The following is a 23,451-nucleotide window of genomic DNA, read 5'->3' as shown; positions in this document are numbered from 1 at the left end:
AGGATAATCGATCCCCCGAAAAAGGAAACCGCTCTCGTACGTGTATCGCCCGACTGGTTAAGGGCGGAGATATGCCCGTCGCAGGCCCAATCGCCATCCGGTGGTGCCGACTTGAGGAAAACATGAAATAAGGTCAGAAGACATCTGATCAACGAGAGCGGGCGCCGGCCCGATGAGGGATATCATGAAGAATTCAGCCATTTCCGAACGCAAGAACCAGTCGATCTCGCGCGGCGTCGGCATGACCACGCAAATCTACGCCGACCGGGCTGAAAACTCGGAGATCTGGGATGTCGAGGGCCGCCGCTACATCGACTTTTCCTCCGGCATCGCCGTCGTCAACACCGGCCACCGCCACCCCAGGGTGATCGAGGCCGTCAAGGCGCAGCTCGACCGTTTCACCCACACCTGCCACCAGGTCGTGCCCTATGAGAGCTATGTCAGGCTGGCCGAGCGGCTGAACGCCATGCTGCCCGGCAAGTTCGAGAAAAAGACCATTTTCGTCACCACCGGCGCCGAGGCGGTCGAAAATGCCATCAAGATCGCCCGCAACGCCACCGGCCGCCAGGCCGTCATCGCCTTTGGCGGCGGCTTCCATGGCCGCACCTTCATGGGCATGGCGCTGACCGGCAAGGTCGTTCCCTACAAGGTCGGCTTCGGCGCCATGCCGGGCGACGTCTACCACGTGCCGTTTCCCGTGGCGTTGCATGGTGTCTCGGTCGCCGATTCGCTTGCCGCGCTCGACAAGCTGTTCAAGGCCGATGTCGATCCGGCACGCGTCGCCGCGATCATCATCGAGCCTGTCCAGGGGGAGGGCGGCTTCTACGACGCGCCCCGTGAACTCCTGACCGCGCTGCGCAAGCTCTGCGACCAGCACGGCATGCTGCTGATCGCCGACGAGGTGCAGACGGGCTTCGCCCGTACCGGCAAGATGTTTGCGATGGATCATCATGAGGTCGCGGCCGACATCACCACCATGGCCAAGAGCCTCGCTGGCGGCTTCCCGCTGTCGGCGGTGACCGGCCGCGCCGAGATCATGGACGCGCCTGGCCCGGGCGGCCTCGGCGGCACCTATGGTGGCAGCCCGATCGGCGTCGCCGCGGCACACGCAGTGCTTGACGTGATCGAGGACGAAAAGCTGTGCGACCGCGCCAACACGCTTGGCGCGCGGCTGAAGCAGCGCCTGCAGTCGATTCGCGACGACGTGCCCGAGATCGTCGATATCAGGGGCCTCGGCTTCATGAACGCGGTCGAGTTCAACGACATCAAGAAGGGCCTGCCCTCGGCGGAGATTGCCAACGCCATCCGGCTGAAGGCACTCGACAAAGGCCTGATCCTGCTGACCTGCGGCGTCTACGGCAACGTCATCCGCTTCCTGGCGCCGATCACCATCCAGGACGAGGTCATGAACGAGGCGCTCGACATCCTGGAAAGCTCGATCCGCGAAGTCTGCGCTGCCTAGCGTTCTACCTCCCCCTCGTGGGGAGGTCGGACCAAAGGTCCGGGTGGGGGGGCGCCGACCCCCGCCCCGCTGCTTCGCAGCAACCCTCCCCACAAGGGGGAGGGTGAGGGCGCCTAGCCCGCAGCCCTTGCCGGCTCATCCTGCTGAAACGCGGCCAGCGCCGCCTTCAGCCCATCCGGTCCAGCCGCAACGGTTTCCGGCGTCGGTGAGAAACCCGCACCGAGCATCTTGCGGCCAAGCATGTGGTCGCCGGGGCGGTTGACGGATTCGATGCCGAGCAGCCGGTCACCGGCATAGTGATAGATGGAAAACTTGTTGTCGGGCAGGTCGCCCAGCACGACATGGCTGTCGCCGCCGGCGGTCAGCCCGACCATCTGCAGCTTCATGTCGCCAATATCGGACCAGAACCATGGCACCGCCGAATAAGCGTCCGCGTGACCGGTGATCGTGCGGGCCGCGAGCCGCGCCTGGTCGGTGGCGTTCTGCACCGATTCCAGCCGCACGTCGCCGCCGGTGAACCAGTGCCGGTAGGAGGCGGCGTCGCCGATGGCCAGGATTTCCGGCACCGAACTGCGCATCTGGTGGTCGACGCGGATGCCGTTGGCGATGGCAAGGCCAGCTTGCTGCGCCAGCTCGACATTGGGCACGGCGCCGATGCCGACGATGACCATGCGCGCCGGCAGCCTTTCGCCCGACGAGGTGATCGCGGCCACGACATGGCCGTTTTCGCCTTCGAGCCTTGAAATCGAGGTGCCGGTCAGGATGCGTACGCCGGTCGCCTCCAGCCGCTGGCGGACATGGTTGGCCACCACGGGTGCGACGGCGCGGCCGAGCAGCCGGTCGACCGCTTCCACCACAGTCACCGTGCGGCCGGCCGCGCGCAGCGTCGCGGCGATCTCCAGTCCGATAAAACCGCCGCCGAGGATGACGACATCCTCGCTGGTTGTGCTGAGCTCCCGGATCAGCCGTGCGTCGGCCAGCGAACGCAGCGACAAGACGCCGGACAGGTCCGAGCCCGGCAGCGGCAGGACGCGCGGGCGCGACCCGGTCGCCAGGATCAGATGGTCGAAGGCAAGTTCGCCGCCGCCTGATATCTCCAGGTTGCGGCGGCCGGCATCGATGCGCTCGATCCGGATGCCCGGCCGGTAGTCGATCGCGTTGCCGGTATAAAAGGCCTCGCCACGCAAGGGTTGCGGCTTGGCCTCGGCATCCTTGATGAAGGTCTTCGACAGCGGCGGCTTGTGGTAAGGCAACTCGTTCTCGTCGCCGACGAGGATCACCGGCCCGTCATAGCCGTCCTCGCGCAGACTGGCGGCCGCCTGCACGCCCGCATGACCCGCACCGACAATGACCACACCGTTCTTCATCGCATTCCCATCCCGATTCGATCCTAGAGCGTCTCGCCAGGTGGCAATTGTCTGGCGCCGCCGCAAGAGAGCGTTTGCGGGTCGCACCCGGGATGACAGCTGTCAATCGTACAGTTCGGCGGCAAGGCCGGCACAGCCGAGGCATAAAGTTGACCATTGTAGTTTAGAATAATTCTAAACTATTGTTTCAATTGGCTTTTCCGGACGATTTTCATTGACTTCCATTGGCGTCGAAGCTTTATGGAAGCTCGCGCGTTAGCGCATCCCTTTGATGTCTGGGCCTTGAACCCGTTCGATTGGAGGCATTTTGGTGTCTTTCTTCCCCCAACCGCGCGATCGCGTGGCCAGTCTTGCGTCCCATGGCATCAGCATGGCCTGGCGCCGGCCGCCGCACGCGCCGTTTATAAAATTTTCAAAAAACTGGAGAGCGATAATGACGGCACGATATGGCGGCAGGCTTGCGGCGATTGGCGCCACGGCACTGCTGACGGCGGCGGTGTTTGTGCTGCCGGCCAAGGCGGATACCGATGCGAAAGCGGTGATCAAGACCTACTCCGACATCGCGCTTGCCAAATATGAGGATTCGCTGACCACGGCCCAGGCCCTCGACAAGGCGGTCGACGCGCTGCTTGCCAATCCGTCCGCTGACACGCTCAAGGCCGCTCGCGACGCGTGGAAGGCATCGCGCGTGCCCTACCAGCAGACCGAGGTCTACCGCTTCGGCAACAAGATCGTCGACGATTGGGAAGGCAAGGTGAACTCCTGGCCGCTGGACGAAGGGCTGATCGACTATGTCGCCAAGAGCTACGGCACCGAATCGGATGCGAATTCGCTCTATACCGCCAATGTGATCGCCAACAAGGAAATCGAGATCAACGGCAAGAAGGTCGATGCCTCGAAACTTTCGCCGGAATTCCTGTCCGGCACGCTGCAGGAGGCCGGCGGCATCGAGGCCAATGTCGCCACCGGCTATCACGCCATCGAATTCCTGCTCTGGGGCCAGGATCTGCACGGCACCGGCCCGGGCGCCGGCGAACGCCCCTACACCGACTACGACCTCAAGAACTGCACCGGTGGCAATTGCGACCGCCGTGCCGAGTATCTGAAGTCGGCCACCACCCTTCTGGTTTCGGACCTGCAGGAAATGGTCGGCAACTGGAAGGAAGACGGCGCCGCGCGCAAGAACCTGGTCGATGGCGAGCCGAACACCGCGATCTCGGTCATCTTCACCGGCATGGGCTCGCTGTCCTATGGTGAACTGGCCGGTGAGCGCATGAAGCTCGGCCTGTTGCTGCACGACCCGGAAGAGGAGCATGACTGCTTCTCCGACAACACCTACAACTCGCATCTCTATGACGCGATCGGCATCCGTGCTGCCTACCTCGCCAGCTATACCAGGCTCGACGGCACCGCCGTTTCGGGGCCTTCGGTGCATGACATGGTCAAGGCAGCCGATCCGGCGATCGACAAGGAACTGTCCGACAAGCTCGATGTCACCGTCGCCAAGATGGAGGCGATCAAGGTGCGGGCCGAGGCCGGTGAGGCCTATGACCAGCAGATCGCCGAAGGAAACAAGGAAGGCAACGCCACCGTGCAGGCGGCGATCGACGCGTTGGTCGATCAGACCAAGTCGATCGAACGTGCCGTCGGCTCGCTGAAACTCAACGCCATCGCCTTCGAAGGCTCCGACAGCCTCGACGCGCCCGATAAGGTGTTCAAGTAAGACCGAACCTGGCGCGCGGTTCCGGAGCCTGACAATTGGCTCCGGAATGGGCTCCGGGACCAATCAAGCCACGCGGCGCGGAAGGCGCCGTCAGCCATCCGAGCACTATAAATGCTGATCTGCCATTGCAATATCATCACGGAGAGGGAGATCGAGCAGACGATCATCGCGCTGCTGGATCAGGACCCTTGGCAGCTTATCGTGCCGGCAAAGATCTATCACTCCATGCAAAAGCGCGGTCGCTGTTGCGGCTGCTTCCCAAATGTGGTGGAAACGATCATTCGGGTCACCGAAAATTACCACGCCCGCTCGGAGGCGACCGGCGTGGATGTCGTTTCACATCTGGATCGCGTCAGAGGCCTGCGCATCCAATACGGGAGCAGAACCCATGAAGGGCGAAAGTCAGATCATCGAGCGGCTTAACGAGGCTCTTTTTCTGGAGCTTGGAGCCGTCAACCAATATTGGGTGCATTTCCGTCTGCTGGAGGATTGGGGGTACACCAAGCTGGCAAAGAAGGAGCGGGCCGAATCGATCGAGGAGATGCACCACGCCGACAAGCTCATCGCGCGCATCATCTTCCTTGAAGGCCATCCGAACCTGCAGTCCGTCGCGCCGCTGCGCATCGGGCAGAACGTCAAGGAAGTGCTCGAATCCGACCTTGCCGGCGAATATGACGCGCGCACTGCCTACAAACGTTCGCGCGAGATCTGCCACGAGGTGGGCGATTACGTGACGATGAAACTGTTCGAGGATCTGCTGGCCGATGAGGAAGGTCACATCGACTTTCTCGAGACGCAGCTCGACCTGCTCGCCTCGATCGGCGAGGAGAAGTACGGCCAGCTCAACGCCGATGCGGCCAACGAGGCGGAGTAAAGGCATGCGGGAATGCGGCGCCCCTTAGAATTCCTGCGCCGCTTGCTGAGGGCCGCCGGCTCGCCGCTCCTGCCGAAAAGACCAGCCCGCCCGGCTGGCCGGCGCTGCACCATTCTTGTCCTGGCGCTGACATCATCCGCGATTGCGGGTGACCTTCAGCCAGCCAGCCTTGCCACCACGCGCGGCGACCTCGATGCCCGGGATCAGGCGCGTGTCACCGCCGTCACCAGGCCGACCACGGATTTCTCCAAACCCGAGCCGTTCGAGCTGATGCAAGGTGGCGCCGGCACGTCTGAGAAGGACGTCAGCCGCGATGCCTTCTCGCAATCCTCGACCAACATCACCTTCGAGGAGGAGGGCACTTTCAAGCTCGGCAACGCCTTGTTCCGCAAGAACTGGGTCTCGTCGCCATCCTCGACGCTGGCGTCGGACGGGCTTGGTCCGCTGTTCAACGAGCGCGCCTGCCAGAACTGCCATCTGAAGGACGGCCGCGGCCGTCCGCCGCAAGGCGATGCCGGCACCACCTCGATGTTCCTGCGCCTGGCGCGGGACGCCGGCAGCGCCGAGGAAAAAGCGGCCATCGCCAACCGCCAAATGCTCAATTTTCCCGACCCGGTCTACGGCACGCAGTTGCAGGAACTGGCGGTGCCCGGCCTGCGCGGCGAAGGTCGGATGCGTGTCGACTATCAGGAACGTGAGGTGGAACTGACGGATGGCACCGTCGTTTCCCTGCGCAAGCCCAATTATTCCGTCACCGATCTCGGCTATGGGCCGCTCGATCCGCATACCACGCTGTCGCCGCGCCTGACGCCGCCGATGATCGGCCTTGGCTTGATTGAGCAGATCGCGCCGGCGGACATTCTGGCCCACGCCGATCCGGTCGACCACGACAATGACGGCATTTCCGGCAGGCCCAACATCGTGCTCGACGGTCCGAGCGGTGAGTTGACGCTTGGCCGTTTCGGCTGGAAGGCACAGACCGCATCGATCCGGCAGCAGGCCGCGGATGCCTTTGCCGGCGACATCGGCATCTCGACACCCGAGGAACCAAGACATTGGGGCGATTGCACCGCCGCGCAGGCGGAATGCCTCGCAATGCCGAATGGCGTGCAGGAGCGCCTCGGTCCGGTCGAGGCGCCGGCGCCGGTGATGGATCTCGTCACCTTCTATTCGCAGAACCTGGCCGTGCCGGCACGCCGCGATCTCGCAGCGCCTGATGTGCTCGCCGGCAAGAAGGTCTTCTACGAGATGGGCTGCATTTCCTGCCACACGCCGAAATTCGTCACCCGTCGCGATGCGCCTAACAAGGCGCAGGCGTTCCAGCTGATCTGGCCTTATTCCGACTTCCTGCTGCACGACATGGGTCCCGGCCTGGCTGACGGCCAGGCGGTGGGCGATGCGACGGGCAGCGAGTGGCGCACCCCGCCGCTGTGGGGTATCGGCCTCACCGAGACCGTCAACGGCAATTCCTTCTTTCTACATGATGGTCGTGCGCGCAGCCTGACCGAGGCGATCCTGTGGCATGGCGGCGAGGCGCAGAAGGCGCGCGACCGCTTTGCCGCCGCCAATGCGGCCGAGCGCGACGCACTGGTCAAATTCCTGGAGTCACTCTGATGTTGAAGCGTTCCGCCCTGGTTCTCGCTCTTCCGCTGGCCCTGCTGGTTACCTTCCCCGCATCGGCGGCGGTGAAAGCCTCCGACATCATCCAGCCGGCGATCGACGGCTTCGTCCGCCCGGCCTATGCCGATTTGCACCAGCATGCCGAAACCTTGACAAAAGCGATGCACAAGCTCTGCGAGGCGCCGTCGCAAGGCGAACTCGACGCGACGCGCACCGAGTTTTCCGCCACGGTCCATGCCTGGTCATCGGTCGAGATCATCGGTTTTGGACCGATCAAGGAGAACAACCGCCTGGAGCGCATGCTGTTCTGGCCGGACCGCAAGAGCATCGGCCTCAAACAGGTGCAGGCGGCCTTGTCGGACAAGGATCCGGCAGCCACCGATCCGGCACAGCTTGCTGGCAAGAGCGTCGCCATGCAGGGGCTGGGCGCGCTGGAATTCGTGCTTTTCGGCGACGGCGCCGATGCGCTGGCGGGCAAGGATGATCCCTATCGCTGCGCCTATGGCGCGGCGGTTGCCGGCAATATCGAAACCATGGCCGGCGAGGTCAGCGCAGCCTGGAACAAGCCGGACGGTTTTGCCGCGCTCTGGGCCAATCCGGGGCCGCAGAACGCGCTCTACCGCGACGGTAACGAGGCGGTGACCGAACTGGTCGGCGTCTTCATCAACGAGTTGGAGATGGTCCGGGATGTCCGCCTGAAAGGTTTCCTTGGCGGCAAGCCCGAGGCGGACAAGCCCAAGCAGGCGATCTACTGGCGTTCGCAAAACACCACCAATTCGCTGGCGGGAAATCTCGCCGGCATCGATGCGTTGTTCCAGGCCTCCAAACTTGGCGACGCGCTGCCGCCCGATGCGCGCTGGATGGCGGAGTCGATCCATATCCAGCTGGTCAACGGTGTCGCCACCGCGAAGTCCGTCCCGGGTCCGATCGACAAGGCGCTCGCGGACCCGGCTCTGGGCGAAAAACTCGAGCATTTCGCCCTGATCACCTCCAGCCTGTCGACCCTGATCGGCACCCGGCTGACCGCCGAATTCGGCCTGACCGCAGGCTTCTCGTCGCTCGATGGAGATTGATCCTTGAAAACGCCGCTGATCGATCGTCGGGATTTCCTGAGAGCCGCGGGCATCGGCTTTGCCGCTGTGGTGGCGCCGTCCGCCTGGGCAAGGACACTTGCCGCCGACGCCGTCTTCGCCACCGCCTTCGTCAAGCGCGACGGCAGTTTTGGCGCCGCCGTCCTGTCCGAGGCGGGCAAGGTGCTGCATGCGATCGACCTGCCTGATCGCGGCCATGACGTCACCTTCGATCCCGTATCGAAGCGTTCAGTGGTCTTTGCCCGCCAGCCCGGCACCTTCGCCGTGGTGTTCGATCATACCGGCAGAGACGCCCCGTTGACCATCGCCAGCGTCACCGGCCGGCATTTCTTCGGCCATGGGGTGTTCTCGCCCGACGGCGCCCTGCTCTATGCCACCGAAAACGACTTCGACAACGCTGCCGGCGTCGTCGGCATCTACGACGCGCGGGCGAAGTTCAGCCGCATCGGTGAATTCCCGACTTACGGCATGGGTCCGCACGAGCTTCTGCTGCTGAGCGATGGCAGGACGATCGCGGTCGCCAATGGCGGCATCGAGACCCATCCCGATTATGGCCGCGCGGAACTCAACATCGCCACCATGAAGCCGTCCTACGTCCTGATCGACCGTGTCACCGGTGACCTGATCGAGAAGCATGAATTACCGGCTTCCCTGCACCAACTGTCGATCCGCCATATGGACACCGACGCATCCAGTACCGTCTGGTTCGGCTGCCAGTATAGGGGGCCGGGCATCGATCGCCCGCTGCTGGTTGGGCGCGCCGCGCGCGGCAAGGATTTGCAACTGCTCGACATGTCGCCGGACGTGCTGTCCTGCTTCCGCAACTATATCGGCTCGGTCGCCGCCAATCCTTTGGCGGGCACCGTCGCCGTTTCGTCGCCGGAAGGCAATTCGCTTGCCGTGATCGACGTGGCGAGCGGCAGGGTGGTCTCTACCAGTGCGCTGGTCGAGGTCTGCGGCCTGGCGCCGGACGGAGCTGGCTTCATGGCAACCACCGGCGCCGGCGAGATCATCGAGGGCAGCGGCGCGACACGGTCGGAACCGGACTATGTCTGGGACAACCACATGCTGCGCATCGAGCAGGTTTGACGTCGAGGCGGCGAAGCGAAGCCGCTTAACAAATTATGCTTGCGGTGCCGCGCCTTGGCGGGCACAGGGAAGTGTTTCTCGGAAGCGTTCGTTTCATGAAAGTGCTTGCCATCGACTGTGCCGCCAGCCTCTGCGCCGCCTGCGTCTACGACGCGGTGGCCGGGCGGGAGCTTGGCCGCGCGGTGCTCGATCTCGGCAAAGGCCATGCCGAGCACCTGATGGCCGTCATCGCCGAGGCGCTGAAGGCGGGCGCGACCGACTATCCCGGCCTCGGCGCCATTGCCGTCTCTGTCGGCCCAGGGTCCTTCACCGGTCTGCGCGTCGGCGTTTCGACCGCGCGTGGCCTGGCGCTGGCGTTGAAAATACCGGCGATCGGGGTGACGACGCTCGAGGCACTGGCCGCCGAGGCCGCATCGGCATTTCCCGGCCGCGCCGTACTGGCGGCGCTCGATGCCGGCCGCGACGAAATCCATGCCGCGCTCTACGACAAAATGTCAGTTTTGACTTACGGTCCGGCGGTGACCACATTGCCGGAAGCCACTGCCTTGGCGGTGGAGAACCTTGCGGTGCTTGCCGGCACAGCGGCGGTGCGGATCGCCGCGTCGGCGGGTCGGGTTTCCGACATCGGGCCTCGGACGGCCACCGCCGACATTGTCACATACGCCCGCCTCGCCGCCGCCAAAGGCGAGGGTGAAAGGCCGAAACCACTTTACCTGCGCGGCGCCGATGCAAAGCCGCAAGCCGGATTTATTCTTTCAAGGCAACAAAATTGATGCGCATACCTTTTTTACAGCCGCGGCGCCGGGACTATGCGCTCGAGCCGCTCAGGATCACCGACAGCCCCGCGGTCTCGTTGCTGCATCGCGAGGACTTTGTCCGCCCGTGGACCGATGGCGAGTTCGCCGCCTTGCTCGAGCAGGACACCGTGTTCGGTTATGCCGCGCGCGAAACCGGGCAGGGCGCCAAGCCGCCCGTCGGCTTCGTGCTGGCCCGGCTGGCCGCCGGCGAGGGCGAGATCCTGACCGTCGCGGTGGCGCGATCCCATCGCCGCCAGGGACTGGGCTGGCAGTTGATGGACGCCGTGCTGCGCGAACTGCATGTGCAACGCGCCGAAGCGCTGTTCCTGGAGGTCGACGAGACCAACATCGCCGCGATCGCCCTCTACCGTCGGCTGGGCTTCCGCGAAGTCGGCAAGCGCCCCGACTATTACAGGTCGCCCGATCGCGGGCCGACCGGCGCGCTTGTCATGCGCCGCGATCTTCGCTAGCCAGACGCCGAAATTAAATCATTACGGCGTCCTTTGCGCGTCCAAGAGAACGCGCGGCGCTGTGATGGCAGGACCAGGACAGCATGATCGGAAAAATCAGGATTTTCCTGGCCGTGGGCCTAGTCGTTGCTGGTTCGCTGGTCCTGGTGCCGCTGCAGATCCTGTCGATGAAGACCGGCTGGTGGCCGGAAACCTTCATCCTCAAGATCTGGCACAGGCTTGTCCTCAGGGCGCTCGGCATGCGCGTCCATGTCAAGGGGGCCCTGTCGTCCAAGCGCCCGTTGCTGGTTGCCTCGAACCACATCTCCTGGACCGACATCATGGTGCTGGGCTCTTTTGCCGATGTGAAGTTCATCGCCAGGGCCGATATGGAAGGCTGGCCGCTGATCGGCATGCTGTCCAAGCTGCAGCGCACCGTCTTCATCGAGCGCGAGCGCAAGCGTTCGTCCGGCGACCAGGCAAGCGAGATCGCCAGCCGCATGGCCAAGGGCGACGCCATGGTGCTGTTCGCCGAGGGGTCCACCGGTGACGGCAACGTCATCCTGCCGTTCAAGAGCACGCTGTTCGGCGCCGCCTCGATGGCGATTTCGGAGGGTGCGGCCGAGCAGGTGTTTATCCAGCCGGTGGCGATCACCTATACGCGCCTGCATGGCGTGCCGCTCGGCCGGCGGCACCGGCCGATCGCGGCCTGGATCGGCGATGAGGATCTGATGCCGCATCTCAAGGTGCTGATGGCGGAAGGCGCGCTCGACGTCGAAGTGCATTTCGGCGAACCGATCGCCTTTGCGAAGGGTTCGAACCGCAAGGAAACGTCGAAGCTGATGGAAGGCCAGGTGCGCGGGATGATGCAGGCGGCACTCGCCGATCCGCGCCCGAGCCGCTAGCCCGACATGCGCCTTGGGGGCGCACGCCGAGAATCGTCTGTTTTTTGTCACGGAAAGGCGTTAGAAGCCGCCGGATGGACTTGAACACGATTGAAAGCGACGACATCGGCACCATGGCCGGACAGCCGGCATCTCGCGCCATGGCAACGAAGAAGGTCTTCATCAAGACCTATGGCTGCCAGATGAACGTCTATGACTCCCAGCGCATGACCGACGCGCTGGCCGCCGACGGCTATACCGCGACCGACGCCATCGGTGAGGCCGACCTGGTGCTGCTCAACACCTGCCATATCAGGGAGAAGGCGGCCGAAAAGGTCTATTCCGAACTCGGCCGCATCCGCGACATGAAGGCGGAGCGCGCCATTGCCGGTCGCGAACTGCTGATCGGCGTCGCCGGCTGCGTGGCGCAGGCCGAGGGTGCGGAAATCATCAGGCGTTCGCCGGCCGTCGACCTGGTAATCGGGCCGCAGACCTATCACCGCCTGCCCGATGTGCTGGCAAGAGTGCGCGGCGGCGAAAAGATCGTCGAGACCGACTACGCCATCGAGGACAAATTCGAGCACTTGCCGCAGCCCAAGCGCGCCGAGGTGATCAAGCGCGGCGTCACCGCCTTCCTCACCGTGCAGGAAGGCTGCGACAAGTTCTGCACCTTCTGCGTCGTGCCCTATACCAGGGGCTCGGAAGTCTCGCGGCCGGTGGTGCAGATCGTCGCTGAAGCCGAGCGCCTGGCCGAAGTCGGCGTGCGCGAGGTGACGCTGCTTGGCCAGAACGTCAATGCCTGGCACGGCCAGGGCGAGAACGGCGAGGAGTGGGGCCTTGGCCGGCTGCTGTTCCGGCTGGCTGAAATTCCGGGCCTGGCCCGGCTGCGCTACACCACCAGCCATCCGCGCGACATGGACGACGAACTGATCGCGGCCCACCGCGACCTGCCGTCGCTGATGCCTTATCTGCATCTGCCGGTGCAATCGGGCTCCGACCGCATCCTGAAATCGATGAATCGCAGGCATACGGCCAGGGACTATCTGGCGTTGCTCGATCGCATCCGCGCCGGGCGTCCCGATATCGCGTTGTCCGGTGACTTCATCGTCGGCTTCCCCGGCGAGACGGAAGCTGATTTCGAAGCGACGATGGAACTGGTGCGCCAGGTGAACTACGCTTCGGCCTTCTCGTTCAAATATTCGCCGCGCCCGGGTACGCCGGGCGCCGACATGCCTGATCATGTGCCCGAAACGATCAAGGACGAGCGCCTGCAGCGCCTGCAGGCACTGCTCCTCAAACAACAGCAGGATTTCGGCTTGAGCCTTGTCGGCACCACCATCGACACGCTGATCGAGAAGCCCGGCCGCCAGGCTGGTCAGAAGGTCGGCCGCTCGCCTTGGCTGCAGCCCGTTATTGTTGATGAAAAGGCCGGCGAAATCGGTGACATTATCCAGGTGCGAATCACGAAGACGGGCTACAACAGCCTGTTCGCCGAATTGGCCTGATGGTCTCGGCAGATGAGGAGAGACGGTTGAGCGCAGCAGAGCTGAAGAACCTGCCCCCGGTACCGGCATCTGGGGCTTCTGACATGGCGCACATCGTTCTGACTTTCGACAACAACAAGCTTGCCAGCGCCCTTTACGGTCAGTTCGACGAGAACCTCGCCCGGCTCGAGCAGAAGCTCGGCGTCGATATCCGCTCGCGCGGCAACCAGCTGACCATCAAGGGGTCCGCTTCGGCCGCCGAGCAGGCGCGCCGCGCCTTGGACAATCTCTACGGGATTCTGCAGAAAGGCGTCGATATCGGCCAGTCCGATGTCGACGGTGCCGTGCGCATGGCGGTCGCCGCCGACGATCAGCTGACGCTGCCGACGCTGGAGCGCAAGGGCAAGGTCTCCGCCGCCCAGATCGCCACCCGCAAGAAGACCATCTATGCCCGCTCGTTGAACCAGGACGCCTATATGCGGGCGCTCGAGCGCTCGGAACTGGTGTTCGGCATCGGTCCGGCCGGCACCGGCAAGACCTATCTGGCGGTGGCGCATGCGGCGATGCTGCTCGAGCGCGGCATGGTCGAGCGCATCATTCTGTCGCGGCCGGCCGTCGAGGCCGGCGAGCGGCTGGGCTTCCTGCCCGGCGACATGAAGGAGAAGGTCGATCCCTATCTGAGGCCGCTCTACGATGCGCTCTACGACATGATGCCGGCCGACAAGGTCGAGCGCGCCATTGCCGCCGAAGTCATCGAAATCGCGCCGCTCGCCTTCATGCGCGGCCGCACATTGGCGCATGCCGCTGTTATCCTTGACGAGGCGCAGAACACCACGCCGATGCAGATGAAGATGTTCCTGACGCGTCTTGGCGAGAATTCGCGCATGATTGTCACCGGCGATCCGACCCAGATCGACCTTCCTCCAAGCACCAAATCGGGCCTGGTCGAGGCCTTGCGTGTCCTCGACGGTGTGGCCGGCGCGGTAACCGTGCGCTTCAACGATGTCGACGTCGTTCGCCATCCGCTGGTGGCGGAGATCGTCAGGGCCTATGACCGCGATGCCAAGCTGGCGCGCGGCCTGGGCGCGGAGAATTGATTTCAGCGATGCGGCCTCATGCCTGAGGACAATTTATCCGGCGACGGGGGTCCTTCGGTGCCCGTCGACATCGATATAGCGGTCGAAGCGGGCGACTGGCCCGATGAGGCAAGCCTGACGCGGCTGGTCGATCGAGCGGTTGACGCTGCTTTCGCCGAGACCGGCGTGGCCGGTCGTTCCGAGCTCAGCATCGTTTTTTCCGACGACGCCCATATCCGCACGCTCAATGCCGGCTGGCGCGGCAAGGACAAACCCACCAACGTCCTGTCTTTCCCGGCCTTCCCGCCCGTGCCCGGTGGCCCTCTGCCGCCGATGTTGGGCGATATCGTGCTTGCCGCCGAGACAGTGGCGCGCGAGGCGGCACTGGAAGACAAGCCCCTGGAGAACCATATCACCCATCTCGTCATCCACGGCCTGCTGCATTTGCTGGGCTATGATCACGAGACCGACGCCGAGGCCGAGGAGATGGAAGCCATCGAACGCGTGGCACTTGCAAGGCTTGCCATTCCCGATCCCTACGCGTAACTACATCTGACAATTGACCGGACGACGATGAACGACAAACCAGAGACTGCCGCCCGCCCCGACGCCGGCAGTGCGACCAAGGCTTCCGATACGTCGGAAGAGGGGTCAAGTCCGAGTACCGTTACCACTGGTGTTGCCAACACCGGCAGCGTTGCCAGCGAGTCTTCGTCTGCCGGCCCCTCCCTGTTCGACCGCGTTCTGGGCCTGTTCAGGCAACGCAACGGCACCAGCCTGCGTGAGGAAATCGCCGGCGCGCTGGCCGAGACGGCGAGCGACGCCGAATCCTTTTCGCCCGGCGAGCGCGCCATGCTCAACAACATCCTGCGCCTGCGCGAGGTGCGCGTCGAGGACGTCATGGTGCCGCGCGCCGACATCGAGGCGGTCGAGATCGCCACGACGCTCGGCGACCTCTTGGGCACCTTCGAGCAGTCCGGCCATTCCCGCATGCCGGTCTATTCCGAGACGCTCGACGACCCGCGCGGCATGGTCCATATCCGCGACGTGCTGGCCCACATCACCAAGCTCGCGCGCGTCAAGAAGGGGCGTACGACCAGGAAGACGCCTGTCACCACGCAGCTCGATCTCGCCCAGGTCGACCTCGCGCGCACCATCGGCGAGCTCAACCTGATCCGCCAGGTTCTGTTCGTGCCGCCATCGATGCTTGCTTCCGACCTGATGGGCCGCATGCAGACGACGCGCACGCAGATGGCGCTGGTCATCGATGAATATGGCGGCACCGACGGACTTGTATCGCTCGAGGACATTGTCGAGATGGTCGTCGGCGATATCGAGGACGAGCATGACGATGACGAGCCGATGATCACCCAGGCCGGTGACGGCGTGTTCATCGTCGACGGCAAGGCCGAGATCGACGACGTCGCCAAGATGATCGGCGAGGACTTCGCCGCCGGCGAGCACGGCGAGTATGTCGATACCATTGGCGGCATGATCTTCAACACGCTCGGACGCGTGCCGACGCGTGGCGAGGTGGTACAGGCCATTCCGGGCTTCGAGTTCCATGTGCTCGATGCAGATCCGCGCCGCGTCAAGCGCGTGCGCATCGTGCAGAGCCAGAAGGGCGAGCGCCGCCGGCGGGCCACGGCGCGCACCGAACAAGCCTGAACGGTTCGGCTTCTAGATGACGATCGACGACCCGTTCAGGCACGCAAGTCTGGGGTCCGGCGTCTTCTACAGGGATCCTCGCGCAGCGCTGGCTTGGCTAGAAGCGGCTTTCGGCTTCGAGCCCAGCATGGTGGTGACCGATGCCGCGGGAAAGCTCATCCACTCCGAGATGCGGTTCGGCGATTGCTACATCATCGTCGATTCAGAATGGAGCGATTACGTCGCGAGTCCTGCTTCGGTGTCGGGCAAGAACACGCAGTCGGTCTATGTCAGGCTCGTGGGCGGGCTGGATGCGCATTGCGAGCAGGCGCGCGCGAGCGGCGCCGAAATAATCCAGGAGCCGACGGATCAATTCTACGGCGAACGCCAGTATCGGGCCCGCGATCCCGAGGGTCATGTCTGGACCTTCACCCAGCCCATCCGTTCCGTTTCCCGCGAAGAAGCCGAGCGGTTGAGTGGCTTGCGCATCGACGGCTGGCACCGTTAATGGGCGTCGCCAGAAGTGACCTCGGCTTCGGGGGAACGAGATGCATAAAAACAAAGACCTGAAGCGCGTCGCATGAATCCGTTTCGACGCGACGCGCTTTTGAGCGGCGGTCGAGGCATCCCGGCTGATCGGCCGTTTGGAGCACAGGCCGCGGCCTGATAAATCTTGCGTCCTGATTCGCGCGACTCGGAAGTATGCATGGAGCGCCTTGCCGGCCGGATAATTCTGCTTTGGGGTTGGCGGCGGGCGCTCGTGGCCTTTCTTGCCGGAGCGCTGACGGTGCTTGGGCAGGCGCCCTATGATTTCTTCGCAGCCTGCTTCATCTCGTTTCCGGTGCTGGTCTGGCTGCTTGACGGCGCGACCGGCGATGCCTCCGGCAGCCTGTTTCGGCGCCTGCGGCCGGCCTTTTCCGTCGGCTGGTGGTTCGGTTTCGGCTATTTCCTCGCCGGTCTCTGGTGGATCGGCTCGGCGTTGCTGGTCGAGGCTGATGATTTTGCCTGGGCGCTTCCCTTCGCCGTGGTCGGTATTCCCTTCGCGCTCGCCTTTTTCTATGGCTTCGCAACGATGGTTGCCCGGCTGCTGTGGAGCAGCGATATCGGCCGCATTGCCGCCCTGGCCTTCGGCTTCGGGCTGACGGAGTGGCTGCGCGGCTTCCTGTTCACCGGTTTTCCCTGGAATGCGATCGGTTACGCGGCAATGCCCGTGCCTCTCTTGATGCAGAGCGTCTCGGTGACCGGCATGATCGGTATGAATGCGCTTGCGGTGTTCCTTTTTTCGCTGCCCGCGCTGCTGGCGGCGCGCCGGCATCTTCGCCTCGGCGCGGCGCTGTTCGTGCTGCTTGCCGCCGCCCATGTCGGGTTCGGCTATATCAGGCTTGCCGCTCCTGAAAAGCCGGCGCAGCGCAGCCTTGATGTGCGCATCGTCCAGCCTGCCGTCGACCTCAGTGAAAAATGGGACGCCTCGGTGCGCGACCGCATCTTCGCCACCTTGCTGGGCCTGTCCGCCAAGGCGCCGGACCCTGGTCACGGCAAGCCACAACTCATTCTCTGGCCGGAAACCTCGGTGCCATTCCTGTTCACCGAGCGTCCGGATGCGTTGACGGCGCTGGGCGACATGCTGGCCGATGGCCAGATGCTGATCGCCGGCGTCGTCCGCGAGGAAGGCGGCTCCGCGGCCACCGACAGCCGGTATTACAATTCCGTGGTGGCGATCGACGACAAGGGCGAAATCACCGATGCCGTTGATAAAGTCCATCTGGTGCCGTTCGGCGAATACCTGCCTTTCGCCGACCTGCTCAACCGGTTCGGCATCGCACAGCTTGTTGCTGGGCCGGTGACGTTCGCGGCCGGCAACGAGCGGCACGCCATCACGCTGCCCGGTGGCATCCGAGCCCTGCCATTTATTTGTTATGAGGTGATCTTTCCGGATCTTGTGGCAGTTGACGCTACGTCAGCGCAGCTTATTGTGAACGTTACCAACGATGCCTGGTTTGGGGACACGCCAGGCCCGTATCAGCATTTCAGACAGGCCCAGATTCGCGCGGTGGAGAACGGATTGCCCTTGCTGCGTGCTGCCAATAACGGCATTTCGGCGGTCGTCGATCCATACGGACGCATCGTCGATGCGCTGGCGATCGACGCGCGTGGCGCCATCGATGTGAAGGTGCCGATTTCCGGACAGACGGTCGTTTCCTCGGGCCAGCGGCGCATTAACGGAATGCTGATCATGTTGCTGTTTGCGGTGGTGGGGGCGCTGTTGAACGTAAGGCAAAGGCTACGGGTGAATTGACAGTCGACACATTAGAAACTCATACTGTATCGCCTGAAAATTTCTCGAAGCTGGTGGATCGTTCTGTTGGGGCAGTCGCCCCCGGCTTTGTTTGGGCGGAAAAAAATCACAAAGCCGAAAAAATTCGGCGAGGAAAAAATGACAGAAGAAAACAAGAAAAAACCCAATCCCATCGACATCCACGTTGGAAGTCGCGTCCGGCTTCGGCGCAACATGCTCGGAATGAGCCAGGAAAAGCTGGGCGAGAATCTCGGCATCACATTTCAACAGATCCAGAAATATGAAAAGGGCACCAACCGCGTCGGCGCCAGTCGCCTGCAGGCAATTGCCTCCATACTCGGCGTGCCCGTCGCCTTCTTTTTCGAGGACGCGCCGGGCCAGGAGCCCGCGGCCAGTCGTGGCTTTGCCGAGGATGCGTCGATGGCTTTCGCCGTGGAATTCTGCGGCAGCCCCGAAGGCCTCCAGCTCAACCGGGCCTTTGTCAAGATCGCCGACGTCAAGGTACGCCGCAGGATCATCGATCTGGTGAAGTCGCTCGCCGCGGACGACCTCGACTGACGCTCAACGCGACTCGAACCGGCGGCATCCGCCGCCGGTGGCACAAGATATTGACATCGACAGTCATGCCAGAATGGCGGCAACGCTTGACGAGCGGCGCTTTGCCCCGCTAACACGTGGCGCGCCAAAATCGGCAGCCTGCCGATCGTTTTTCAAGAGGGGACACCCGTGACGCGGCAGAATTACTTCTTTACCTCGGAGTCCGTTGCCGAGGGCCATCCCGACAAGGTCTGTGACCGGATCTCCGACGAGATTGTCGATCTGGTTTACCGTGAAGCCAAGAAGACCGGCATGGACCCATGGAAAGTGCGTGTCGCCTGCGAGACGCTGGCGACCACCAACCGTGTCGTCATCGCCGGCGAAGTGCGCGTCCCCGAGACGCTGTTGAAGAAGGACAAGGCCGGCAATATCCTCAAGGACGCGGCGGGCCACCCGGTCGTGAATCCGGCGAAGTTCAAATCCGTCGCCCGCAAGGCGATCCGCGAGATCGGCTACGAGCAGGCCGGCTTCCACTGGAAGACAGCCAAGATCGAGGTTCTCCTGCACGGCCAGTCGCCAGACATCGGCCAGGGCGTCGACAACGCCGCCGACCGCCAGGGCGAGGAAGGTGCCGGCGACCAGGGCATCATGTTCGGCTATGCCTGCCGCGAGACGCCGGACCTGATGCCGGCGCCGATCTACTACAGCCACAAGATCCTCGAACTGCTGGCCGCCGCCCGTCACGAAAACAACGGCGAGGCCGGCAAGCTCGGACCCGACGCCAAGAGCCAGGTCACCGTCCGCTACATCGACGGCAAGGCCGCCGAGGCAACGCAGATCGTGCTGTCGACCCAGCATCTCGATGCGACCTGGGATTCCAAGAAAGTCCGCAAGGTCGTCGAACCCTATATCCGCGAGGCGCTTGGTGATCTCAAGATTGCCGACGATTGCATGTGGTACATCAACCCGACCGGCAAGTTCGTCATCGGGGGCCCGGACGGCGATGCCGGCCTCACCGGCCGCAAGATCATCGTCGACACCTATGGTGGCGCGGCACCGCACGGCGGCGGCGCGTTCTCCGGCAAGGATACCACCAAGGTCGACCGATCCGCTGCCTATGCGGCGCGCTACCTGGCCAAGAATGTCGTGGCGGCGAAGCTTGCCGACCGTTGCACCATCCAGCTCTCCTACGCCATCGGCGTCGCCCAGCCACTGTCGGTCTATGTCGACCTGCACGGCACCGGCAAGGTCGACGAGGCAAAGCTCGAGGACGCGCTGCGCAGCGTGATGGACCTGTCGCCATCCGGCATCCGTCGGCATCTCGACCTCAACAAGCCGATCTACGCCAAGACGTCGTCCTACGGTCATTTCGGCCGCAAGGCCGGCCGAGACGGGTCTTTCTCCTGGGAGAAGACCGATCTCGCCAAGGCGCTCAAGGATGCTGTCGCGGCCTGAGCCGCGACAGACCCCGCGCCAGCCAGATGAGCCCTGAAGACAGGCCAAGCCGAGCGACCGAAGCCTTCTTCGGTCGTCGACGCGGCAAGCCCGTTCGCCCGCAGCAGGCGGCGGCCCTGGAAAGCGGGCTTGGCTCCTACCGGCTCGATCTGACGGCTGAGGCGCCGTCGGATCTGCGCACTCTGTTTGAGGCTGACATTTCGGCGGTTCGGCTCGAAATCGGCTTTGGCGGCGGCGAGCATCTTCTGCATCGCGCAATCGAGACGCCGACGGTCGGCTTCATCGGTGTGGAGCCCTTCGTCAATGGCATGGCCAAGATGATGATGGCGGTGCGGGCGAGGCCGCTGGCCAATCTCAGGGTTTACGACGACGATGCCACCCGGCTGCTCGACTGGTTGCCCCCGGCCTCGCTCGACGGCATAGACCTTCTCTATCCCGATCCCTGGCCGAAGAAGAAGCATTGGAAGCGGCGTTTCGTCAGCCCGGTCAATCTTGACCGTTTCGCCCGCGTGCTGAAGCCGGGTTCAAAGTTCCGCTTCGCGTCGGACATCGATACGTATGTCAACTGGACCTTGCTCCACTGCCGGGCGCACGGCGCCTTCGCATGGCAGGCAGCGGAAGCGGCGGATTGGCATCGCCCTTACGATGGTTGGCCGGGCACCCGTTACGAAGCGAAGGCCATTCGCGAGGGCCGGCCGCCGGCCTATCTGACCTTTATCCGGATTTAGGCGCCTTCGAGCAATTCCAGGAAAGTGCATAACGGCTTTCCGTCTGGAATTGCGTCAAACAAAACCAGAGAAGTTCACCGTTTTCGCAAAGCGGTGAACTTCTCTACGGCGCCTCCCGCCGGATTTTCAGAAACGACCGATGCGGTTGAAGACAGCCGGATCCATGCCGAGCTGGCGCAGATCGTCAGCGCGCGGCTTGCGCCCGGCTTCCACTGCGCGCGACGCGGCCACCGCGCTGCCGAATGTCGTGAACAGATCGCCTATGGCGGAAAAAATCTTACGGTTGCTCATGGTCGTGCCCTTTCGCGTCTGCGAAATCTCTTTGAATTTTTGTGATGCCGTACAGATGGGGATGCGGCATCAAAGCTCACAGAGGCGCGGCTGCATGGAGGCCATGCGTCTGACGCAACGCTGGCGCGGCGGCGTGACACCTCGTCGGTTTGCCACGGCGGGCTTGAAACACGAGCAGTGTTCGTTTATATCAGGCTCAAATTCTTGGTCGGTATGACGAAGAGTGGGTCCACCCGGTCCCGCTCTTTTTTATTACCTGCCGATAGGTTCGAAACGAACGACAGGTAATTGATGACTGCAACGGCAAGCGAAAGTGACGACCGCATCATCCGCGAAAGCGGCATCGATGCGCGCATTGCGCTGATCGTCCAACCGGTGCTGCGCGGCATCGGCTTTCGCCTCGTGCGCGTGCATCTGTCCGGCCAGAACGGGCTGACGCTACAGATCATGGCCGAGCGCGAGGACGGCACCATGACTGTCGAGGATTGCGAAGAGGTCAGCCGCGCGGTGTCGCCGGCGCTCGATGTCGATGATCCGATCGAAAAGGCGTATCATCTCGAAGTCTCTTCGCCTGGTATCGACCGGCCGTTGGTGCGCAAATCGGATTTCGTCACCTGGACCGGTCATCTGGTGAAGATGGAAACGTCGGTCATCGTCGCGGATCGCAAGCGCTTCAAGGGCAAGATCGCCGAGGCCGGCGAGAACGATGTGCTGATCGAGCGCGACAAGGCAGCCTATGGCGAGGAGCCGACGGTGCGCGTTCCCTATGACGCGATCGCCGATGTGCGGCTGATCCTTACCGACGACCTCATCCGTGAGGCGTTGTCGAAGGACAACCGGGAACGCAAGGAAGCCAAGAAACGCCGCGGTGAGCCTGATGACGCACCCGAGGGTGTTGAAGGCGGCGCGGAAGACGAAATCTAACAGGAACTATGATTGAGCGGCGGGGCGTAAAAGCTCGGCAACAAGCTCGGGAGAAATAAGATGGTTGTAAGCGCCAACAGACTTGAACTGCTGCAGATTGCCGACGCGGTCGCGCGTGAAAAGTCGATCGACAAGTCGATCGTCATTGCCGCCATGGCCGATGCGATCCAGAAGGCGGCGCGTTCGCGTTATGGCCAGGAGACCAACATCCGCGCCGACATCAACCCGAACACCGGTGAGATGAAGCTGCAGCGGCTGATGGAAGTGGTCGAAAAGGTCGACGACTATGCCACGCAGATCGCCATTTCCTCGGCCCGCGAGCGCAATCCCGACGCTCAGCTCGGCGACTTCATCGCCGAACAGCTGCCGCCGATGGATTTCGGCCGCATTGCCGCCCAGTCGGCCAAGCAGGTCATCGTGCAGAAGGTGCGCGAGGCCGAGCGTGACCGTCAGTACGACGAATACAAGGACCGCATCGGCGAGATCGTCAACGGCACCGTCAAGCGCGTCGAGTATGGAAATGTCATCGTCGATCTCGGCCGTGGCGAAGCCATCATCCGCCGTGACGAGCTGATCCCGCGCGAAAACTACAAGTATGGCGACCGCGTTCGCGCCTATGTCTACGATGTGCGCCGCGAGCAGCGCGGCCCGCAGATCTTCCTGTCACGCACGCACCCGCAGTTCATGGCCAAGCTCTTCACCATGGAAGTGCCGGAAATCTATGACGGCATCATCGAGATCAAGTCGGTGGCCCGCGACCCGGGCTCTCGCGCCAAGATCGCCGTTATCTCGCGTGACAGCTCGATCGATCCGGTCGGCGCCTGCGTCGGTATGCGCGGCAGCCGCGTCCAGGCCGTCGTCGGCGAACTGCAGGGCGAGAAGATCGACATCATTCCGTGGTCGCCCTCGGCCGCCTCCTTCATCGTCAACGCGCTGCAGCCGGCGGAAGTGGCCAAGGTCGTGCTCGACGAGGACGCCGAGCGCATCGAAGTGGTGGTTCCCGACGATCAGCTGTCGCTGGCCATCGGCCGCCGCGGCCAGAACGTGCGTCTCGCCTCGCAGCTCACCGGCTGGGATATCGATATCCTGACCGAGGCCGAGGAATCCGAGCGCCGCCAGAAGGAATTCGTCGAGCGTTCGGCGCTGTTCATGGAAGCCCTCGATGTCGACGAGATGGTCGGCCAGGTGCTGGCCTCCGAAGGCTTCACCAGCGTCGAGGAAGTCGCCTATGTCGACGCCGGCGAGATCGCCTCGATCGATGGCTTCGACGACGACACCGCTTCCGAAATCCAGACCCGTGCTCGCGAATATCTCGAAAAGATCGAGGCCGAGCATGATGAGAAGCGCAAGGCGCTGGGCGTCAAGGACGAGTTGCGCGAAATCCCCGGCATCACCACCGCCATGATGGTGACGCTCGGCGAGGACGGCGTGAAGACGATCGAGGATTTCGCCGGCTATGCCGCCGACGACCTGACCGGTTGGAAGGAACGCAAGGACGGCGAGACCAAGGTCTATCCGGGCGTGCTGGCCAATCACGGTGTTTCGCGCGCCGACGCCGAGCAGATGGTGCTCAATGCCCGTCTCAAGGCCGGCTGGATTTCCGAAGACGAGCTTGCGGCCGAGGAAGCATCGGCTGACGAAGCCGTTGGTGCGTGAG

General features: G+C 63.4%; 23 protein-coding genes. 21 read left to right on the top strand and 2 right to left on the bottom strand.

What is annotated here, in order from left to right:
* The first annotated feature begins 184 nt into the window (after nucleotides 1-184).
* Nucleotides 185-1,462: a 4-aminobutyrate--2-oxoglutarate transaminase gene (locus tag AC07SZ_RS24170; protein WP_494916180.1), complete on the top strand. Its 1,278-nt coding sequence runs from the start codon at nucleotides 185-187 to the stop codon at nucleotides 1,460-1,462.
* 113 nt (nucleotides 1,463-1,575) lie between these two features.
* On the opposite strand, the gene AC07SZ_RS24165 is transcribed toward AC07SZ_RS24170, so the two are convergent.
* Nucleotides 1,576-2,829, bottom strand: coding sequence for an NAD(P)/FAD-dependent oxidoreductase (locus tag AC07SZ_RS24165; RefSeq protein WP_494916178.1), 1,254 nt, complete (start codon nucleotides 2,827-2,829; stop codon nucleotides 1,576-1,578).
* Between the two features lie 433 nt (nucleotides 2,830-3,262).
* Here AC07SZ_RS24165 and AC07SZ_RS24160 point away from each other — a divergent pair, with 433 nt between their 5' ends.
* The 18 genes from AC07SZ_RS24160 (at nucleotide 3,263) to trmB (ending at nucleotide 20,579) form a co-directional block, all read left to right on the top strand.
* Nucleotides 3,263-4,552 carry an imelysin family protein gene (locus tag AC07SZ_RS24160; RefSeq protein WP_065005404.1) on the top strand — a complete coding sequence of 430 codons (1,290 nt, stop codon included), beginning with the start codon at nucleotides 3,263-3,265 and terminating at the stop codon, nucleotides 4,550-4,552.
* A 111-nt stretch (nucleotides 4,553-4,663) separates the two neighbouring features.
* Complete coding sequence (locus tag AC07SZ_RS24155) at nucleotides 4,664-4,975, top strand: (2Fe-2S)-binding protein (RefSeq protein ID WP_065005403.1); 312 nt, start codon at nucleotides 4,664-4,666, stop codon at nucleotides 4,973-4,975.
* The gene (gene bfr, locus AC07SZ_RS24150) at nucleotides 4,941-5,426 is read left to right on the top strand and encodes a bacterioferritin (protein WP_027043556.1); all 486 of its coding nucleotides are present in this window, start codon (nucleotides 4,941-4,943) and stop codon (nucleotides 5,424-5,426) included. The genes AC07SZ_RS24155 and bfr overlap by 35 nt, the downstream gene beginning before the upstream one ends.
* 12 nt (nucleotides 5,427-5,438) lie before the next feature.
* Nucleotides 5,439-7,040 carry a di-heme oxidoreductase family protein gene (locus AC07SZ_RS24145; protein ID WP_494916175.1) on the top strand — a complete coding sequence of 534 codons (1,602 nt, stop codon included), beginning with the start codon at nucleotides 5,439-5,441 and terminating at the stop codon, nucleotides 7,038-7,040.
* Entirely contained in the window at nucleotides 7,040-8,119 is a 1,080-nt protein-coding gene (locus AC07SZ_RS24140; protein ID WP_056569890.1) for an imelysin family protein, read from the top strand. The genes AC07SZ_RS24145 and AC07SZ_RS24140 overlap by 1 nt, the downstream gene beginning before the upstream one ends.
* A gap of 3 nt (nucleotides 8,120-8,122) precedes the next feature.
* Nucleotides 8,123-9,226 (top strand): DUF1513 domain-containing protein, encoded by a 1,104-nt coding sequence (locus AC07SZ_RS24135; RefSeq protein WP_494916172.1) that lies wholly within the window; start codon nucleotides 8,123-8,125, stop codon nucleotides 9,224-9,226.
* A gap of 95 nt (nucleotides 9,227-9,321) precedes the next feature.
* On the top strand, nucleotides 9,322-9,999 hold the full coding sequence (tsaB, locus tag AC07SZ_RS24130; RefSeq protein ID WP_065005530.1) for a tRNA (adenosine(37)-N6)-threonylcarbamoyltransferase complex dimerization subunit type 1 TsaB: 678 nt from the start codon (nucleotides 9,322-9,324) through the stop codon (nucleotides 9,997-9,999).
* A complete protein-coding gene (locus AC07SZ_RS24125) occupies nucleotides 9,999-10,493 on the top strand; it encodes a GNAT family N-acetyltransferase (RefSeq protein ID WP_056569901.1) in 495 nt (164 codons plus the stop codon). Before tsaB ends, AC07SZ_RS24125 begins: the two co-directional genes overlap by 1 nt.
* 83 nt (nucleotides 10,494-10,576) lie before the next feature.
* The gene (gene olsA / locus AC07SZ_RS24120) at nucleotides 10,577-11,377 is read left to right on the top strand and encodes a lyso-ornithine lipid O-acyltransferase (RefSeq protein ID WP_494916171.1); all 801 of its coding nucleotides are present in this window, start codon (nucleotides 10,577-10,579) and stop codon (nucleotides 11,375-11,377) included.
* A gap of 113 nt (nucleotides 11,378-11,490) precedes the next feature.
* Nucleotides 11,491-12,861 (top strand): tRNA (N6-isopentenyl adenosine(37)-C2)-methylthiotransferase MiaB, encoded by a 1,371-nt coding sequence (gene miaB, locus AC07SZ_RS24115; protein WP_494916290.1) that lies wholly within the window; start codon nucleotides 11,491-11,493, stop codon nucleotides 12,859-12,861.
* Nucleotides 12,862-12,944: 83 nt separating this feature from the next.
* Complete coding sequence (locus AC07SZ_RS24110; protein WP_019863063.1) at nucleotides 12,945-13,937, top strand: PhoH family protein; 993 nt, start codon at nucleotides 12,945-12,947, stop codon at nucleotides 13,935-13,937.
* An 18-nt stretch (nucleotides 13,938-13,955) separates the two neighbouring features.
* The gene (ybeY, locus tag AC07SZ_RS24105; RefSeq protein ID WP_056569906.1) at nucleotides 13,956-14,462 is read left to right on the top strand and encodes an rRNA maturation RNase YbeY; all 507 of its coding nucleotides are present in this window, start codon (nucleotides 13,956-13,958) and stop codon (nucleotides 14,460-14,462) included.
* A 27-nt stretch (nucleotides 14,463-14,489) separates the two neighbouring features.
* A complete protein-coding gene (locus AC07SZ_RS24100; protein ID WP_494916170.1) occupies nucleotides 14,490-15,584 on the top strand; it encodes a hemolysin family protein in 1,095 nt (364 codons plus the stop codon).
* A 16-nt stretch (nucleotides 15,585-15,600) separates the two neighbouring features.
* Complete coding sequence (locus tag AC07SZ_RS24095) at nucleotides 15,601-16,071, top strand: VOC family protein (protein WP_056569909.1); 471 nt, start codon at nucleotides 15,601-15,603, stop codon at nucleotides 16,069-16,071.
* Between the two features lie 198 nt (nucleotides 16,072-16,269).
* The gene (gene lnt, locus AC07SZ_RS24090) at nucleotides 16,270-17,859 is read left to right on the top strand and encodes an apolipoprotein N-acyltransferase (protein ID WP_056569912.1); all 1,590 of its coding nucleotides are present in this window, start codon (nucleotides 16,270-16,272) and stop codon (nucleotides 17,857-17,859) included.
* 138 nt (nucleotides 17,860-17,997) lie between these two features.
* Nucleotides 17,998-18,417: a helix-turn-helix domain-containing protein gene (locus tag AC07SZ_RS24085; RefSeq protein ID WP_056570445.1), complete on the top strand. Its 420-nt coding sequence runs from the start codon at nucleotides 17,998-18,000 to the stop codon at nucleotides 18,415-18,417.
* Nucleotides 18,418-18,585: 168 nt separating this feature from the next.
* Complete coding sequence (metK, locus tag AC07SZ_RS24080) at nucleotides 18,586-19,851, top strand: methionine adenosyltransferase (protein ID WP_056569917.1); 1,266 nt, start codon at nucleotides 18,586-18,588, stop codon at nucleotides 19,849-19,851.
* A gap of 26 nt (nucleotides 19,852-19,877) precedes the next feature.
* A complete protein-coding gene (trmB, locus tag AC07SZ_RS24075) occupies nucleotides 19,878-20,579 on the top strand; it encodes a tRNA (guanine(46)-N(7))-methyltransferase TrmB (RefSeq protein ID WP_494916168.1) in 702 nt (233 codons plus the stop codon).
* A 126-nt stretch (nucleotides 20,580-20,705) separates the two neighbouring features.
* Here trmB and AC07SZ_RS24070 read toward each other — a convergent pair whose 3' ends face one another.
* Nucleotides 20,706-20,870 carry a hypothetical protein gene (locus tag AC07SZ_RS24070; RefSeq protein WP_081294923.1) on the bottom strand — a complete coding sequence of 55 codons (165 nt, stop codon included), beginning with the start codon at nucleotides 20,868-20,870 and terminating at the stop codon, nucleotides 20,706-20,708.
* A gap of 291 nt (nucleotides 20,871-21,161) precedes the next feature.
* Here AC07SZ_RS24070 and rimP point away from each other — a divergent pair, with 291 nt between their 5' ends.
* Both rimP and nusA read left to right on the top strand, forming a co-directional pair.
* Entirely contained in the window at nucleotides 21,162-21,794 is a 633-nt protein-coding gene (gene rimP / locus AC07SZ_RS24065; protein WP_056569925.1) for a ribosome maturation factor RimP, read from the top strand.
* Between the two features lie 60 nt (nucleotides 21,795-21,854).
* On the top strand, nucleotides 21,855-23,450 hold the full coding sequence (gene nusA, locus AC07SZ_RS24060; RefSeq protein ID WP_010913320.1) for a transcription termination factor NusA: 1,596 nt from the start codon (nucleotides 21,855-21,857) through the stop codon (nucleotides 23,448-23,450).
* Nucleotide 23,451 lies beyond the last annotated feature (1 nt).

It is taken from the genome of Mesorhizobium sp. GW821-FHT07A06 (assembly GCF_059419085.1).
The sequence above is the reverse complement of the archived record's forward strand: the minus strand, read 5'-3'. Positions and strand labels throughout refer to the sequence as shown.

Excerpts from the sequence above, each read along its gene's own strand:
- AC07SZ_RS24170 (WP_494916180.1), top strand. The coding sequence starts at position 185 with ATGAAGAATTCAGCCATTTCCGAACGCAAGAACCAGTCGATCTCGCGC.
- AC07SZ_RS24165 (WP_494916178.1), bottom strand. The coding sequence starts at position 2,829 with ATGAAGAACGGTGTGGTCATTGTCGGTGCGGGTCATGCGGGCGTGCAG.
- AC07SZ_RS24160 (WP_065005404.1), top strand. The coding sequence starts at position 3,263 with ATGACGGCACGATATGGCGGCAGGCTTGCGGCGATTGGCGCCACGGCA.
- AC07SZ_RS24155 (WP_065005403.1), top strand. The coding sequence starts at position 4,664 with ATGCTGATCTGCCATTGCAATATCATCACGGAGAGGGAGATCGAGCAG.
- bfr (WP_027043556.1), top strand. The coding sequence starts at position 4,941 with ATGAAGGGCGAAAGTCAGATCATCGAGCGGCTTAACGAGGCTCTTTTT.
- AC07SZ_RS24145 (WP_494916175.1), top strand. The coding sequence starts at position 5,439 with ATGCGGCGCCCCTTAGAATTCCTGCGCCGCTTGCTGAGGGCCGCCGGC.
- AC07SZ_RS24140 (WP_056569890.1), top strand. The coding sequence starts at position 7,040 with ATGTTGAAGCGTTCCGCCCTGGTTCTCGCTCTTCCGCTGGCCCTGCTG.
- tsaB (WP_065005530.1), top strand. The coding sequence starts at position 9,322 with ATGAAAGTGCTTGCCATCGACTGTGCCGCCAGCCTCTGCGCCGCCTGC.
- AC07SZ_RS24125 (WP_056569901.1), top strand. The coding sequence starts at position 9,999 with ATGCGCATACCTTTTTTACAGCCGCGGCGCCGGGACTATGCGCTCGAG.
- olsA (WP_494916171.1), top strand. The coding sequence starts at position 10,577 with ATGATCGGAAAAATCAGGATTTTCCTGGCCGTGGGCCTAGTCGTTGCT.
- miaB (WP_494916290.1), top strand. The coding sequence starts at position 11,491 with ATGGCCGGACAGCCGGCATCTCGCGCCATGGCAACGAAGAAGGTCTTC.
- AC07SZ_RS24110 (WP_019863063.1), top strand. The coding sequence starts at position 12,945 with ATGGCGCACATCGTTCTGACTTTCGACAACAACAAGCTTGCCAGCGCC.
- ybeY (WP_056569906.1), top strand. The coding sequence starts at position 13,956 with ATGCCTGAGGACAATTTATCCGGCGACGGGGGTCCTTCGGTGCCCGTC.
- AC07SZ_RS24100 (WP_494916170.1), top strand. The coding sequence starts at position 14,490 with ATGAACGACAAACCAGAGACTGCCGCCCGCCCCGACGCCGGCAGTGCG.
- AC07SZ_RS24095 (WP_056569909.1), top strand. The coding sequence starts at position 15,601 with ATGACGATCGACGACCCGTTCAGGCACGCAAGTCTGGGGTCCGGCGTC.
- lnt (WP_056569912.1), top strand. The coding sequence starts at position 16,270 with ATGGAGCGCCTTGCCGGCCGGATAATTCTGCTTTGGGGTTGGCGGCGG.
- AC07SZ_RS24085 (WP_056570445.1), top strand. The coding sequence starts at position 17,998 with ATGACAGAAGAAAACAAGAAAAAACCCAATCCCATCGACATCCACGTT.
- trmB (WP_494916168.1), top strand. The coding sequence starts at position 19,878 with ATGAGCCCTGAAGACAGGCCAAGCCGAGCGACCGAAGCCTTCTTCGGT.
- AC07SZ_RS24070 (WP_081294923.1), bottom strand. The coding sequence starts at position 20,870 with ATGAGCAACCGTAAGATTTTTTCCGCCATAGGCGATCTGTTCACGACA.
- rimP (WP_056569925.1), top strand. The coding sequence starts at position 21,162 with ATGACTGCAACGGCAAGCGAAAGTGACGACCGCATCATCCGCGAAAGC.
- nusA (WP_010913320.1), top strand. The coding sequence starts at position 21,855 with ATGGTTGTAAGCGCCAACAGACTTGAACTGCTGCAGATTGCCGACGCG.